The 15,671-nt window shown below is 26.8% G+C and carries 13 protein-coding genes, 2 tRNA genes and 1 other RNA gene; 11 read left to right on the top strand and 5 right to left on the bottom strand.

Annotated elements, in window-relative coordinates; all coding sequences use genetic code 4:
- Positions 1 to 40 precede the first annotated feature (40 nt).
- On the top strand, positions 41 to 1,141 hold the full coding sequence (ychF, locus tag HTZ87_RS02695; protein ID WP_174893024.1) for a redox-regulated ATPase YchF: 1,101 nt from the start codon (positions 41 to 43) through the stop codon (positions 1,139 to 1,141).
- Between the two features lie 54 nt (positions 1,142 to 1,195).
- Here the strand turns inward: ychF and HTZ87_RS02690 are convergent, their stop codons facing one another.
- On the bottom strand, positions 1,196 to 2,923 hold the full coding sequence (locus HTZ87_RS02690; protein WP_174893023.1) for a hypothetical protein: 1,728 nt from the start codon (positions 2,921 to 2,923) through the stop codon (positions 1,196 to 1,198).
- A gap of 177 nt (positions 2,924 to 3,100) precedes the next feature.
- An RNA gene (gene rnpB / locus HTZ87_RS02685) (RNase P RNA component class B) lies at positions 3,101 to 3,381 on the bottom strand.
- 102 nt (positions 3,382 to 3,483) lie between these two features.
- On the opposite strand from rnpB, the gene rpsT reads away from it, so the two are divergent.
- From rpsT to aspS, 8 genes are all read left to right on the top strand, one after another.
- Positions 3,484 to 3,750: a 30S ribosomal protein S20 gene (gene rpsT, locus HTZ87_RS02680; RefSeq protein ID WP_174893022.1), complete on the top strand. Its 267-nt coding sequence runs from the start codon at positions 3,484 to 3,486 to the stop codon at positions 3,748 to 3,750.
- Positions 3,751 to 3,894: 144 nt separating this feature from the next.
- Positions 3,895 to 4,509, top strand: a complete 615-nt coding sequence (gmk, locus tag HTZ87_RS02675; RefSeq protein ID WP_174893021.1) for a guanylate kinase — start codon at positions 3,895 to 3,897, stop codon at positions 4,507 to 4,509.
- Positions 4,502 to 5,263, top strand: coding sequence for a PP2C family serine/threonine-protein phosphatase (locus HTZ87_RS02670; RefSeq protein WP_174893020.1), 762 nt, complete (start codon positions 4,502 to 4,504; stop codon positions 5,261 to 5,263). The genes gmk and HTZ87_RS02670 overlap by 8 nt, the downstream gene beginning before the upstream one ends.
- Positions 5,256 to 6,275: a serine/threonine-protein kinase gene (locus tag HTZ87_RS02665; RefSeq protein ID WP_174893019.1), complete on the top strand. Its 1,020-nt coding sequence runs from the start codon at positions 5,256 to 5,258 to the stop codon at positions 6,273 to 6,275. The genes HTZ87_RS02670 and HTZ87_RS02665 overlap by 8 nt, the downstream gene beginning before the upstream one ends.
- Position 6,276: 1 nt before the next feature.
- Positions 6,277 to 7,110 (top strand): ribosome small subunit-dependent GTPase A, encoded by an 834-nt coding sequence (rsgA, locus tag HTZ87_RS02660; protein WP_174893018.1) that lies wholly within the window; start codon positions 6,277 to 6,279, stop codon positions 7,108 to 7,110.
- 9 nt (positions 7,111 to 7,119) lie between these two features.
- Positions 7,120 to 7,791 carry a ribulose-phosphate 3-epimerase gene (locus HTZ87_RS02655; RefSeq protein WP_174893017.1) on the top strand — a complete coding sequence of 224 codons (672 nt, stop codon included), beginning with the start codon at positions 7,120 to 7,122 and terminating at the stop codon, positions 7,789 to 7,791.
- 122 nt (positions 7,792 to 7,913) lie between these two features.
- Entirely contained in the window at positions 7,914 to 9,266 is a 1,353-nt protein-coding gene (gene hisS / locus HTZ87_RS02650; protein WP_174893016.1) for a histidine--tRNA ligase, read from the top strand.
- Positions 9,259 to 10,968, top strand: coding sequence for an aspartate--tRNA ligase (gene aspS / locus HTZ87_RS02645; RefSeq protein WP_174893015.1), 1,710 nt, complete (start codon positions 9,259 to 9,261; stop codon positions 10,966 to 10,968). The genes hisS and aspS overlap by 8 nt, the downstream gene beginning before the upstream one ends.
- 108 nt (positions 10,969 to 11,076) lie before the next feature.
- Here aspS and HTZ87_RS02640 read toward each other — a convergent pair.
- Together HTZ87_RS02640 and HTZ87_RS02635 are read right to left on the bottom strand one after the other, a co-directional pair.
- Positions 11,077 to 11,153, bottom strand: a tRNA-Arg gene (locus HTZ87_RS02640).
- 29 nt (positions 11,154 to 11,182) lie between these two features.
- Positions 11,183 to 11,257: transfer RNA gene (locus tag HTZ87_RS02635), tRNA-Cys, on the bottom strand.
- 304 nt (positions 11,258 to 11,561) lie between these two features.
- On the opposite strand from HTZ87_RS02635, the gene HTZ87_RS02630 reads away from it, so the two are divergent.
- Positions 11,562 to 13,628 (top strand): hypothetical protein, encoded by a 2,067-nt coding sequence (locus tag HTZ87_RS02630; protein WP_174893014.1) that lies wholly within the window; start codon positions 11,562 to 11,564, stop codon positions 13,626 to 13,628.
- A gap of 69 nt (positions 13,629 to 13,697) precedes the next feature.
- Here the strand turns inward: HTZ87_RS02630 and HTZ87_RS02625 are convergent, their stop codons facing one another.
- Positions 13,698 to 14,228 carry a PTS glucose transporter subunit IIA gene (locus HTZ87_RS02625; RefSeq protein ID WP_174893013.1) on the bottom strand — a complete coding sequence of 177 codons (531 nt, stop codon included), beginning with the start codon at positions 14,226 to 14,228 and terminating at the stop codon, positions 13,698 to 13,700.
- Between the two features lie 313 nt (positions 14,229 to 14,541).
- Between HTZ87_RS02625 and mnmA the strand changes: the two genes are divergently transcribed.
- A complete protein-coding gene (gene mnmA, locus HTZ87_RS02620) occupies positions 14,542 to 15,666 on the top strand; it encodes a tRNA 2-thiouridine(34) synthase MnmA (RefSeq protein ID WP_371813974.1) in 1,125 nt (374 codons plus the stop codon).
- The last annotated feature ends 5 nt before the right edge of the window (positions 15,667 to 15,671 follow it).

Below are 15,671 nucleotides of genomic sequence, written 5' to 3'. Positions count from 1 at the left end.
TTATATAAATTTTATAAAATACACAATTTAAAGGAGAAATATGTCATTAAAAGCAGGTATAGTAGGTTTACCAAACGTAGGAAAAAGTACTTTATTTAGTGCTATTACAAAAAAGAAAGTCGAAGCATCTAATTATGCGTTTACTACAATTGAACCAAATGTTTCTTCAGTTCCATTAATTGATCCAAGATTACAAGAAATTGCAAAATTAATTAACCCCGATAAAATTGTTTGAGCAACTTTTGACTTTGTTGATATCGCAGGTCTTGTTAAAGGTGCGTCAAAAGGTGATGGTTTAGGTAATAAGTTTTTAGCTAACATAAGAGAAGTCGATGCGATCATACATGTTATTAGATGTTTTGATGATAAAAGAATTATGCACGTTGCTAATTCTGTTGATCCAGTTAGAGATAAAGAAATCATTAATTATGAGTTAATTTTAGCTGATTATGAAACAATTACAAAGGTATTAGATAGGGTTGCTAAAAAAGCAAAATCTGGTGATAAAGATGCGATAACTGAACAAAATGCAGCTAACAAAGTAAAAGAAGCACTACTTGCTAATATCCCGGCAAGAGATGTTGAATTAGATGAAAAAGAAGCTAAATTCATTAAAGGATATCACTTATTAACATTTAAACCTATAATTTACGTAGCTAATTTAGGTAATGAGCAATTTATGGACTATCAAAATGATGAATTATTTTTACAATTAAAATCATCATTAAAAGATGATGAAAAAATAATTCCTATTTCAGTTCAAATCGAATCAGACCTTGTTGCTATTGAAGATGAAAATGAAAAAAATGAACTTTTAGAAATGTACGGAATCAAAAGAAGTGGTTTAGATTTATTAACTAAAGAAGCTTTCGATTTACTAAATTTAGAAACATATTTTACTGCAGGTAAAATTGAAGCAAGAGCTTGAGTGTACCACAAAGGTTGAGAAGCTCCAAAATGTGCTGGTGTAATCCATACCGATTTTGAAAAGAAATTCATAAAAGCGGAAGTTATTTCATATGAAGATTATATAAAATATGGTGGTGAACAAGGTGCTAAAAACGCTGGTAAAATGCGCCAAGAAGGTAAACAATATATAATGCAAGATGGTGATATTTGTCACTTTAAATTCGGAAAATAATTTATTTAAAAACCAAAATACATAACTGTAATGTATTTTGGTTTTTTTAATTGATTAATGTTTAATTTTTGAATAGTAATATGTAGTTAAAAGAGAATCTAATTTATCGTCTACTCCATTTATTGAATTATGGACAATTGATCCGTCTTGATCGCTAATTTGATAAATTTCTAAAGCTTTATAATCAAAAGTATTATCATCATTTACAAAATAATTACGTTTAATTAACTCATATTCAGCTATATTTGTTGGAGTATAGTTTATAAAATCAAAATTCACGTAATTAGGATATTTGTCCTCTAAAAATTCATAGTATTTTTCATTAAGAAAATCAATGTGTGAAAGTTTAAATGAAATTTGGTCTATTTTTTCTTCATCACTAATAGATGAATCTAGTGTTTCAAATAATGAATCTTTTAATGTTTCATCATTATTAAATTTATTCATTACATATTCGTTGAATGATTTTAATATATCGTTATTGAATTCCTGTTTTAAACCCTTTAAGTAAATATCCCTTAGTTCAGATTTAAACTCATCGAATTTTAAAACACCTCTTAAATTTTTATTATTATAATCAGTTATTATTTTGTCTCTATATAAATTATTTAAGTATTCATCATACATTTTTAACTGATAGTGCTCGATAGTTGTGTTATTATATGCTGCTGCCATATCGTTATAAATTGTGCTATTTAAAGTTGAGTATAAATCATCTTCAAGTGAACTATTTATACCTTTTGCTACAACTAAACCATCAACCAACAAGATATTATTTTTAAATTTTATTGTTTGTATTGTTCCGTTTGGTATTTCGATTTCTTTCTTCTGTTCATTATCATAAATTGTGAAGCCATTTCCTTCTGAGTAATAGGCATCTAATGCATCACCATTATACATAATTGCAGCATTTACATCTATACGTTTTTTATCTAATAATGATGCTATAATTCCTTGTCCATCAGAATTAAATGAAATATAATTACCGCTTGAAATGCTAGTGTTAGTAGAATTTTCGATTGTATTAATAAAATCATTTATTGATTGTTTATAGTTGTTTTCGTTGATTTTACTATCATTTTTTTGTTCTGTTGAACCGTACAACATATTAACTCTTACGGCATCTGTTATAACTAAATCTTTATAGTTATTTTTAGATATTGTATCTAAAACATTAGAAATACTATTGTCATAAATATTATTTTTTGTAAAATCATCTTTATTAAGTATGTTATTATTGTTTTTCAACGGATTATAAGCTATAATTCCATCTTGTGCATAGTAAGGAACAAAATATTTTCATAAATGCTTAGGTTTTTCAAATTTATTACCGTAAGCATCTTCAAGTAATTGATCATCATATGATTCTAAATGTTTAAAAACATCTGGAGTATATATTTTTTTCAAAATATTTTTTAATTCTTCATCATTTTTAATTTGTAGTTTTAGTAATTTACTAAAATTAATTGGTTGAATTAAACCTTTTTTTATTAAAGTGATCGCTTGAAAATCACTACCTATACCTGCTGCGACTTTAAAATTATTTAATGCTGCAGTAAATTCACTAACCTCATTAAATGTTTTGTATTCAAATTTTTCGTTAAATTTATCTATTAATGACTCGTTTATATATGATTTATAGTTATAAAAGGCAGGTTTATATTTTTTATTTACCTTTAAAATTGTTATTGTTGTTATGGTTATTGCTGCTCCAATAAGACCAAATAAAATTGATATCTTTTTTATATTTTTTATTGAAAAAAAGTTCTTAAAATTCTCCATTAGTTCCTTTACATTTTTTTATATCCTTAATTGTATTATAATGACGAAAAAAAACAACAAAAAAAGCAAAAAATAACTTAAAGATAAAAAGTTTAAATATTTTATTTAAATAAATATATTTATTTAATAGACCTAAACTAAAAAAATAAAAAAACACCCAAAAAATGAGTGTTTTCGCAAAATAAGCCGTGTTCTGTACTTTAAAAAAGTGCTGATAATTTATCTAATATATCATTAAAGATATACTTCGCAAAATTGTTCATTTTCTATTTGCGATTCCCCTACCAAATTTGGGTTTCTAGCTCACGGAGTTTACCGCGTTTCACAATTCTCGTCTCTGTGGCACTAGTCGTCTAGGCTTAAGCTTATTGGGCTTAACGTGATCACTACCAACATCGCAGTTGGTGCTAGCACGGACTTTCCTCTACCTAATAAAAGGCAGCTATCAGCTATTGCATATGAAAGTATAGCACATAAATTTTGAGAATTAATTTATTTATTTAAAAAATTTAATATAATATAAAAGATTTTTCAAAAAAATAGAAAAAGGGGGATTCGATATGGCAAATATTAAATCTAAAATCAAAAGTATAGCTAAGATGGAAGCTGCTAGAGTTAAAAATGCAGCTATGAAATCACGTGTTAAAACAGCTATACGTAAAGCTAGAGAAGCTGTTTTAGCTAACGATGCTAAAGCTAGTGAATTTGTTAAACAAGCACACCAAGTTATTGCTAAAGCAGTATCTAAAGGTGTTTTCCACAAAAACAAAGGTGCTAGAAAACGTTCTCGTTTAGATGAATTTGTATTAAAAAATTCAAATAAATAATAGCAATATTTAAATTCAACATTTGTTGAATTTTTTTAATAATTTTAATGTTAAAATCTATTGAAAAATAATGCTTTATTAAAAAGAAATATCAATTAATTTTTCATCTTTTTTATTTTATAAAAATGTTATAATTATAGAAATATGAATAAGAAAAATAATAATAAATTGAGCCCGATTATTATCTTTTCAGGGCCTAGCGGAGTTGGAAAAGGAACGATTGAAAGGTTGTTATTTGAATTTGACGAGTTAAATTTATCTCTATCATGTTCTGCAACAACTAGAAAACCTAGAAATGGTGAATTAAATGGAGTTCACTATTATTTTCTTGACGTGGATACTTTTAGAGACAAGATTAAAAATCGTAAATTTATTGAATTTTCTTATCATTTAAATAACTATTATGGTACTTTATATTCAGAATTAGATAAGATACATAGTAAAAACAAAACACCTATGTTAGAAATTGAAACAACAGGTGTTAGACAAGTGATAAAAAAATTATCACATCCTCCTTTCAATAATAAATATAAATTAATTACAATTTTTGTTGCTCCTCCTTCAATGGAAGATCTTAGAAGAAGAATTTTAATTCGTGGTTCAGAAAATTCTAAAACCTTAAAAGATAGATTACAAAAAGCTGAAATAGAAGTGTTAGAAGCCGATGAACTTTACAAATACAAAATAATTAACGATATTCCTGAAAGAGCTGCTAATGAAATTAGAGAATTATTACATAAGGAGTTAGAACTTGATTAGAGAATATTTTTCAATTAGTGAAAAAGGAAATGTTCGAGAAAATAATGAAGATAAAGTGGAAGTATTCGAGAATGAATACTTCACTTTTGCTATTTTGTGCGATGGTATGGGCGGACATGACTTTGGAGAAATTGCGTCAGCAGTTACTATAACTACACTAAAAACAAACTTTATAAATTATTTTAAATATATTAACTCAGTTGAAACTAAAAAGTTTTTTATTGAAACAATAAATAAGGTTAAAATTGAATTTAATAATATTGCCAAATTAGATCCTTCCAAATCTAATATGGGTACAACTTTAGTAGGTGCTTTATATATTAAAAGTGAAAATAAAATATATGTTTTTAATATCGGTGACTCTAGAGCTTATTTTTTAGATACTTTTGGAAATCTTACTCAAGTTACTGAGGATCAAAATTATGGAAATTTAATTCTTAAAGAAATTAAAACAGACGCAAATTTAGAATTTGATTATAAGTGAAAATATTTAACAAGTAGTGTCGGTAGAAATGTTTCAACAACCGTTCAATTTTTTGAATTTGACGCTAACAAGGTTGAAATAATCAAAAAAATAATATTAACTTCTGATGGTTTACATGATTATGTGGATAAAAATGACATTGAATCTATTTTGAAAAAATATAGTGATTTAAAAATTATTTCTAGTAAATTATTGGAAAAAGCAAAGATTAATGAGTCAGATGACAATATGAGTTTAGTATTACTAGATTTTGAGGCTGAAAATGAATAATAATGACAATCAAACAATTAAAAGGACTGGTATTAGACCAGAGTCTAAAATTAATGAAAAATATAAAATTATAAGATCGATTGGTAATGGTGGTATGGGTTCTGTTTTTCAAGTGAGATTGAAAAATAGTGATGATTCAACTTCGTATGCATTGAAATTTTTAAATAACAACGGTAATCCGGTTTCTAGAGAAAGATTTAAAAATGAAGTGAATTTACTTAAAAAGATAAATCATAAACACATCCCTAGAATTATTGAAAATTACGAAGATGAATTTGAGTGTTATTATGTAATGGAATACATTGATGGTGATACATTATATTCAATACTTAAAAAAACTAAGAGACTAACAATTGGTCTAGCAAATAATTATATTAGACAAGTTGCCGAAACTTTAGGAGAGTTGCATTCTAGAAATATAATTCATAGAGATTTAAAATCTCAAAATATTATGATTTCAAAAGATCATGATGTTAAAATTTTAGACTTAGGTATCTCCGTCTCTCAAGATACAAAAAAATTAACTCGTGAAAATTCAGTTGTTTGCTCGCCTTATTATGCTGCTCCAGAATTCTTAAATGCTAACTTGAAAAAAACAAAAGCAGTGGACATTTATAGTTTAGGAATTCTATATTTTGAAATGATTACTGGTCATTATCCTTTTTCCGGAAAAAGTGATGTTGAAACAATAGTTATGCACAGAGATAAAGAATTCCCTGAACCAAATAAATTTGTTGCCATGCCTAACTCGGTAAGAAATATAATAATTAAAGCTACTGCAAAAAATCCAAATGATAGATATAAAGATGTTTGAGAATTTAGAAATGATGTCAAAACTTCTTTAAATGATGAAAGAAAAATTGAAAAATTAATTTCTATTAAAACCATAAAACCAAAAAGAACTATTGAAGGATTTATAAATTCTCCAATATTTTTAGGAATTTCGTTATTGCTTATCACCGTATCTATTTTAGTTGTTGTAATTTTATTGAAAGTTTGAAAATTAATTTAATATGCAAAAATTTATAGTACACGGAATAGTAGCAGGAATTTATGAATTATACAAGCATGATCAAATCATTAAGCTTCCTGCGGCTGGTAAATTAAGGTATCAAGGGAAAAGTCCTGTTGTTGGTGATATAGTTGTGGTTAAAGAAAACCAAGTTGTAGATATTTTAGAGAGAAAAAACGAATTAATTAGACCTAAAGTTGCTAACATTGACACTATTTTTATTTTTATGTCTATTAAAGAGCCGCAATTTAGTACTTTTTTAGTAGATAAATATATGTCAATCATTGAAAATGAAAATATTGAACCTATTTTATGCATCACTAAAAGTGATTTAGATTTAGATGAGTCTAAAAAATATAAAAATATTTATGAAAACATGGGATACAAAGTTATTTTAGTTGACAATAATAATTTAAATATAAAAGAATTTAATGATTTATTTAGAAATAAATATTCTGTTTTCATGGGTCAAAGTGGAGTTGGTAAAACTACTACAATTAATAATTTAGGTGGTTTTAATTTTGAAACAAATATTATTTCAAAATCTCTTGGAAGGGGTAAACATACTACTAGAGAAGTTCGTGCTATACCGCTTCAAGAAGGTTTTTTAATTGATACACCCGGTTTCTCATCATTAAATTTAAATTTATCATCAATTGAATTAGCTCAAAGCTATAAAGTTTTTAGAGAACTTGCGAAAACATGTAAATACAGAAGTTGTTTACATATAAATGAGAATTTTAAAGATTGTGCAGTTAAACAAAATATAGACGAAGTAAAAATAACTAAAGAAAGATATGATAATTATTTAAAATTACAAAACGAAATTAAATAAAGGAGAAAAATGAAAAAATATGTTACACCAAGCCTTTTAAATGTAAAACCTGAAGAGAGATTACAGATGGCTAACACATTAATCGATGAAGGTATAAAATGAATTCATTATGACGTAATGGATGGTAAATTTGTTGAAAATACAGCAATTACAGTTGAGGAAATTAAAAATATTAATAAAAATGCAAAACATCATATGAAAGATGCTCATTTAATGGTTGTTAACCCTTATGATTATGTAGAACAACTAAAAAATGATGTTGATATATTAACTTTTCATTATGAAGCTATTGAAAATGATTTAGATAAATTTAATGATTTTTTAACAAAAAATAAACATGAATTAAAAATTGGTTTAGCTATTAAACCTGATACACCAATTGATGTTATTGAAGAATTTTTAGATAGATTAGCTTTAGTGTTAGTAATGTCAGTTGAACCTGGTAAAGGTGGTCAAAAATTCATCGATTCTTCACTTGTTAAAATATCACAATTAAAAAATATAAGACTACAAAATTTCTATGATTTTTTAATACAAGTTGATGGCGGAATTAATGATCTAACAGGACCGCAAGCATTTAAAAAAGGTGCTGACGCATGTGTTGCCGGAACTTTTTTAGTTAAAAGCCCAAATCAAGAAACAATTAATTCTATTTTAGGTAAAAAATATTCAAATAATTAAAGATCTATTTTAAGTATAGATCCTTTATTTTAATATTGTTTATTTAATATTTTTTAAAACAAAATAATATAAAATATATATAAATTAAATTCACCATAAATTTAATTTATTAAAGGAGAAAAATGATTAATAAAATCAAAGGTACAAAAGATTATAACTTCTTAGAATTTGATATAAAACACATGATTACTTTAATATTCGAAGATATAGTTATTAAACATGGTTTTAACTTTATCGAGACACCAATTATTGAGTATAAAAATCTATTTGTTCGTTCAATGCAAGAATCTGAAATAGTTAATAAAGAAATATATGAATTTAAGGATAAATCTGACCGTGAAATAGCATTACGTCCAGAAGGGACTGCACCTTTTGTTCGTTCTTATATTGAAAATAAATGACAACAAGAAACTATACAAAAATTTGCATATATTCAACCTATGTTTAGATATGAACAACCACAAAAAGGTAGATATCGTCAATTTTATCAGGCTGGTATTGAACACGTTGGTGAAAAAAGTTATTTAAAAGACGCGGAAGCAATAATAGTAGCACATGAAGTTTTAGATTATTTAGAAGTTGAACACAAAATTTTACTTAATACAATTGGTGATTTAGAATCACGTAAAAAATACGAAGTAGCATTAGCAGAATACTTTAATAAATATTTAGACGAGTTAAGTGAAGTTTCTCAAAAAAGAGTTTTATCTGGTAAAGTTTTAAGAATTTTAGATGATAAAAACGATTCTAAAAAAGACGTGGTAAAAAATGCTCCTAAAATTTATGATTACTTAACTGATGAATCAAAAGAATATTTTGACGAATTAAAAGATACTTTAGATAGATTTGGTATTGAATATGAAGTTTCTCCACAACTTGTTCGTGGTTTAGACTATTATGATGAAACAGTTTTCGAATTAGTGTCAACTAGTGATGAGTCTGGTTCGCAATCAACACTAATTGGTGGTGGTAGATATTCAAATCTAATTCATGAATTAGGCGGGCCAAAAGGATTATCAAGTGTTGGGTTCGGAATGGGTGTTGATAGAATTATTGACATTATCAGAAGCAAATACGTTGAGAGAACAAATTTCAATGAAGAATTAAATTATGTTGATATATTTGTATCAAGTTCTTTAGGTGGACAAACTAAAAATCAACTATTTGACTTAACATATAAACACCTAGTAAAAGTACTAAATAATGTTCACTTTGAATACTCTACTTTAAAATCTAAAAAAGTTTTTGAAAAAGCTAAAAAACGTAATGCAAGTATTTTAATTTTTGATGATGTTAAAAATGATGAAAACTTATTAACTGCTAAAAACTTATTATCTAATGATAAAATTGTATTTTCTTTCAACAATCAAGGGATTGCTGATTTACTTAGATTCATTGAGGATTGTGATATTTCCGATTTAGATGTTGATAATATTGAAAATTATATTGAGGAGAATTTACTTAAAGATGAATAAAACTATTAAAAATAATGAATTAAGATTAACTGATATTAATAAAGAAGTTACTTTATTTGGTTGAGTTGCTAATAAGCGTAAATTTGGTGAATTAAGTTTTGTTGATTTAAGAGATAAATACGGTATAACACAATTAGTTTTTAAAGGTGATATCAACTTTAATAAAGAAAGCGTTTTAAAAGTTAAAGGTATCGTTGTTGAGAGAAAAGATAAAAATCCTAGTTTAGAAACCGGTGATATTGAAATTAATGTTTTAGAGCACGAAGTTCTATCTTTATCAAAAGAACAGTTACCATTTCAAATAAGAGATGATATTGATACTAAAGAAGAATTAAGACTTAAATACAGATTTTTAGACTTAAGAAGACCTATAATGCAAAAAACAATTGCAATTAGAAATAAATTTATTTTTGCAATTAGAGAATACTTACAAAATATTGATTTTACTGAAATTGAAACTCCAATTTTATCAAAAGCTACACCAGAAGGGGCTCGTGATTTCTTAGTTCCTACACGTAACTATAGTTCTTTCTACGCTTTACCACAAAGTCCGCAATTATTTAAACAATTACTTATGGTTGCTGGGTTTGAAAAATACTTCCAAATTGCTCGTTGTTTTAGAGATGAAGATTCACGTAAAGATCGTCAACCAGAATTTACTCAGTTGGATATTGAAACAAGTTTCTTAGATGTAGAAACTTTCCAATCACATATTGAAAAAATGTTCCAATATGCATTCAAAAAAGTATTAAATGTAGATTTAAAAATACCTTTTGAGCGTGTTGAATATGATCAATGTATTAGAGATTATGGTTCAGATAAACCTGATTTTAGATTCGAAAATAAAATAGTTGATATCAAAGAATTTTTTGAAGGAAGTGATTTTGGAATTATTGCAAATGCAGATTCAGTGAGAATGCTGAAAATTGATGAAAAAATTACTAAAAAAGACCATAAAAAATTAGAAGAAATTGCTAAGAAAAATAAAGCAAATGCTTTATTCTACTTTGTAGTTGAAAATGGTGAAATTGCTTCAACAAACTTTGCAACAAAAGCGCAAGAATCAGTTGATAAATTAATTGCTTCACAAGAAAGTCGAGAAGGAACATATTTAATTGTAGCTAATAAATATGAAAACGCTTCTCAAGCACTAGGTGCACTTCGTGTTGAACTAAATTCATGATACAACTGAGCAAACGATGATGAATTTAATTTCAAATGAGTTGTGAAATTCCCTATGTTTGAATATGATGAAGAAAATGATTCTTGAGCAGCTGCTCATCACCCATTCACTCAATTTGATCATTCTTTAGAAGAGGTAGATAAATTAGATAAGTCTACTATTAAAGCTAAAAGTTATGATCTAGTGATGAATGGATTTGAATTAGGTTCTGGTTCTGCTAGAATCCACCAAAGAGATGTTCAAGAAAAAATGTTTGATTTAATCAACTTAACCAAAGAGCAACAAGAAGCTAAATTTGGTTTCTTCTTAAAAGCTCTAGAATATGGTGTTCCACCACACTGTGGAATTGGTTTAGGTATTGACCGTATTATCATGTTAATTACAAAACATAAAACAATTAGAGATGTAATTGCATTCCCTAAAAATTCAAAAAATGAAGACTTATTCACTGAAGCTCCTTCAGGAGTTGATGAGAGTCAACTTAGTGATTTATTCATACAATTAATGGACAAAAAATAATGATAAAAAGATTGCTTAGTATTTAGTAAGCAATCTTTTTTCTGCAAAAAACTTATTAAAAAATCTAAGCAATTAAGCTTAGAACTTTATTTGGTGAATTTAATCAAATGGCGCGCCCGGCAGGAGTCGAACCCGCAACCTTTAGGGCCGTAACCTAACACTCTGTCCAATTGAGCTACGGGCGCATTTTAATCTTACTAATTTAATTAAATTATGGAGGCACCAACGGGATTCGAACCCGTAATCAAAGTTTTGCAGACTCATGCCTTGGCCATTTGGCTATGGTGCCATTAAACAATTAGTAAAATAATTATATAACATTTTGTTTTTTAAAGAAGTAAATAAATATCATTTTTATTTTGAGAAAATTTATGAAAATTTTTAAATAAAAATTAAAAAGTTGGATTTAAAGCCAAATACTACTTGTAATTTAAGTTTTGTTTCCATTTTTTAAGTTTTTTATTTAAAATTTATCGAAAAAAAGTTTTTTTGAAGTGCATAATCGTGCATAAAAACACCATTTACTTAATATTTTAATATAATATTTACATATATATTATTAAATATGTAAATGAAAGAGAGAAATTAAATAAATGAAACTAAGAAATAAATTCAAGCTTAGAAAAATGTTCCTACTTTCAGGGACCTTATTAGCTGGATTACCACTAGCAATATCATGTGGTGCACTAAAAAATGAAGAAGATAAAGAGAAAAAAGAAGTTGGATCAGGAACTGAGTCTGAACAACAAGTAAGCAAAATTATTGTTTTAACTAACGAAGATAAGTTTAGAGAAATGCTTATTAAATATTACCAAAAAAATATTGAAAAAATAAAAACTGGCAGATTAGAAACAAATAAAATTTTATTACAAGGGTATAATCGAGATAAAAGAGCGGACTTAAATAATGGATTACCATTTTATGGTTTAGATGGAATGACACAAAAAGAAGAAAACATTATTTTTGTTTTAAAAGAAGGAACAGATAGTACAAACATTGAGTTCATTAAAGAAGATGATGAATTAGCAGTTACAAAAGATGAGCAAAATAAAAAATGAATAATAAATGTTAAATACAAAAAAGACAACAAAGATGTTAAAGAATCTTTAGAAGTTTCGTTTGGAAACGAAATTGAAAAAATTGCTGAAATTGATGCAAAATATAACACTGAAAATAGCAGCGGTGATACAAACGCAACACCTGACACTCCAGGTACAACACCAGAAAACCCAAACACAACACCTGAAACACCAGGAACAGGTCAAGAGCAAGATGATAAAGTTCTAACTTTGGATAGCGAAGAAAAATTTAGAAATATTATTGTTGAATTTTATAAAAAAAATATTGAAAAAATTAAGTCAAAAAAAATAAACGAAATTTTATTACAAGGATACCAAGGAACTAATGTGCCTGATTCTGATAAATCATTCAAATTTTACGGTTTAAAAGGAATGAGTAATGACCCTAAAAATGTTATTTTTGTTCTAAAAGATGGAGTTAATGGTACAAATATTCAATTTTTTGGAAAAAATGAACAAACACATAAATCTATAGTTACGAAAGATGATCAAAATAAAAAATGAGTAGTTGTAGTTAAATTTAAAAAAGACAATGAAGTTCTATCGGAAACTTTCGAAATTCTTTTCGGAAATGAAATAGAACAAATCAAAAAAATTGAAAATCCGGATAATTCAACTACACCAGAAAATAATCCGGAAGAATCTCAAAACCAAAATGGTAATTCAACAACAACAAACCCGGAAATAGATAAATGAAATGCATTGTCTCAAGAAGATAAAGATAAAGTAGACTTAACTAAAGATCAAACTCCGGGTAAACATCAAGAAACATTAATAGAAGAAGAAAATACCGGGGAAATTAATAATGCGGTAGAAGAAGCACCGGCAGAGCCTAAAAATCAAGTTGATAATTCAACAAAAACTTCAAATCCAGAAATAGATAAATTAAATGCATTGTCGCAAGAAGATAAAGATAAAGTAGATTTAACTAAAGAACAAACTTCAAAGGAACACGAAGGAACATTAATAGAAGAAGAAAGTACTGAAGAAAAAACCGAAACAACTGAAGGTAAAGAAAAAACTAATGTTAAAACAACATCTGATAATAAATCGGATGAAGAAACACCTACAGTATCTGAAAATACCAACGATGGTTCAGGAGCACCAAAAAGTGATTCAAAACAAGGTATTGATAGCGATTCTGTTTCAGGAGAAAATAACGGAACTCAACCTACAACCGAAAAAAATGATGGTTCAAATACACCAGGTAATGAAAGAGTTGATAAACCTCAAGAAATTAACGATACAAAAACCGTTGCTGAACTAGAAGCAGAAAAATATTTTAATTTTGACGCAGAAAATTTCAAAAAAGTATATAAAGTTTCAAAAAAACAAATGCAATTTTATTACGCAAATAATCCTAAATTTTGAGGAATAAAAGGCGGAGGAATAAAAGAAGAAAATATTATTTTAAAATTAATAAAAGAAAATGAAAATGTTAAGTGATCTCCAAAATATAATAAAAATAATAGATATACCGCAATTGTTAAAAAAGATGATAAATTAAGTTTTGAAGTCATAATTATTGTTGACGGACAAGAAAAAACATTCACATTTGAAGTTGATAAACCAACAGAGTAATTAAAAATATATAGAGAAAAAGAGAGTAAAAAATATAAAGGGAAAAACCTTTATATTTTTATTTATTAATTATTCAACGTTAACAACTGGTTGTATCATATCTAATTTATCACCAGTTTTATAGTTGTTTAAAATATTTAGTGTTGTTGTGTTTGATTCAGGTAAAACAACTACCATTGTTGTTGTGTCTAAATTGTTTTCATTTAAAACGTCAAGATTTACACTAACAAGTGGTTGCCCTTTTGAAACTGCATCACCTACGTTAACTAAAGTTTCAAATCCCTTACCGTCTAAACCAACAGTTTCAATTCCGATATGAATTAAAACATTTACACCCTTATCGTTTACAATACCGATAGCATGTTTTGATGGGAAAACTAATTTAATTGATCCGTCAATTGGTGAAAGAATATCAACTACACCTTCTTTTTCTGCTAATTCAACAGCAAAACCATTTCCCATAGCTAATGAACTAAAAGCTGGGTCTTTAACATCGGTTAATTTTACATAATTACCACTTGCAACTGGGTATAATTCTGTTAATTTAGATTCGTTTTTATCATCAAATTTACTAAATAATTTTTTTAATTTTTCAAACATAAATATCCTTTCTAATGATTATTTAATTATACATTTTTAAATTTATTTTTATTCTATTGAATAAAATATTTAAAAATATGGTCTTGATAGTATATTTCTCGGTAATGGTATGTTAATATTAATTACTTTATTTATTTGCTTTTTAACTTCAATAATAAATAACATTATTGCTTATTGCTAATATTCACCTAAAATATACCTACTAAATCACTTTTTGAAGTTAAAAAAGACGTTTTTATTATATAATTAAATAATAATATTATTTTTATAAAAATAACGGATTTTTTCATTAAATTCGTTGAAATGAGGCTTAATGGATAAAAAAAACATTAAAGTTGTAGTCGGAATGAGTGGTGGAGTCGACTCATCTGTAGCTGCATACTTACTAAAAAAAGAAGGTTACCAAGTAGAAGGTCTATTTATGCGTAACTGAGATTCAATTGTTAATAATGATATTTTAGGAAATAAAGAAATAAATAATGAAATCTGTACTCAGGAAATGGATTATAATGATGCACAATTAGTTGCTGACAAATTGGGAATAAAATTACATAGAGTAGATTTTGTTGCAGAATATTGAAATAATGTTTTTCAAAATTTTATTGATGAGTATAAAAAAGGTAGAACACCTAATCCAGATATTTTATGTAATAAATTCATAAAATTTAATGCGTTTGCTAAATACGCATTCAGTGTTTTAAAAGCGGATTATATTGCTATGGGTCATTACGCCCATGTTTTAGATGGTCGTTTATATAGAGCTAAAGACCAAAATAAAGATCAAACATACTTTTTATCACAACTTACACATGAGCAACTTAAAAAAGTAAAAATGCCTTTATGAAATTTAGAAAAAAGCCAAATTAGAGAAATTGCTAAAGAACAAAATTTAGCAACTGCATCTAAAAAAGATTCTACAGGTATTTGTTTTATTGGTGAACGTAACTTCACTCAATTTTTACAAAATTATATACCAGCTCAAAGTGGTGATATAGTTGACATAATTACTAAAAAAGTTGTAGGGAAACATGTTGGTTCGTTTTACTACACAATCGGACAACGTAAAGGGTTGAATTTAGGTGGTATGAGCGAACCTTATTATGTATGTGGTAGAGACGTTCACAAAAACATTATATATGTAGCACCAAACTCAAGACCAGAATTTTTAGAATCTGATGCTTTAATCGCTTCAGGATATACATTTAATCATGATGAATATGATTTAAATAATTTAACAGCTAAATTTAGATACAGACAAGTAGATGTTCCAGTAAAATTAGAAATTTTAGATGATGACAAAATTAGAGTTTCGTACCCAGAAAAATCAATAGCAGTTACACCAGGGCAACAAGTTGTTTTATATGATGGTGAAAAATGTATCGGTGGTGCGACAATCGATGAAATTTATATCAATGGTAATAAAATTGATTACATTTAAGGAGT

Origin of the sequence: Mycoplasma sp. OR1901, assembly GCF_013348745.1 — a bacterium.
In the GTDB taxonomy this organism is placed as follows: Bacteria; Bacillota_I; Bacilli_A; order Mycoplasmatales; family Metamycoplasmataceae; genus Mycoplasmopsis.
The sequence above is the reverse complement of the archived record's forward strand: the minus strand, read 5'-3'. Positions and strand labels throughout refer to the sequence as shown.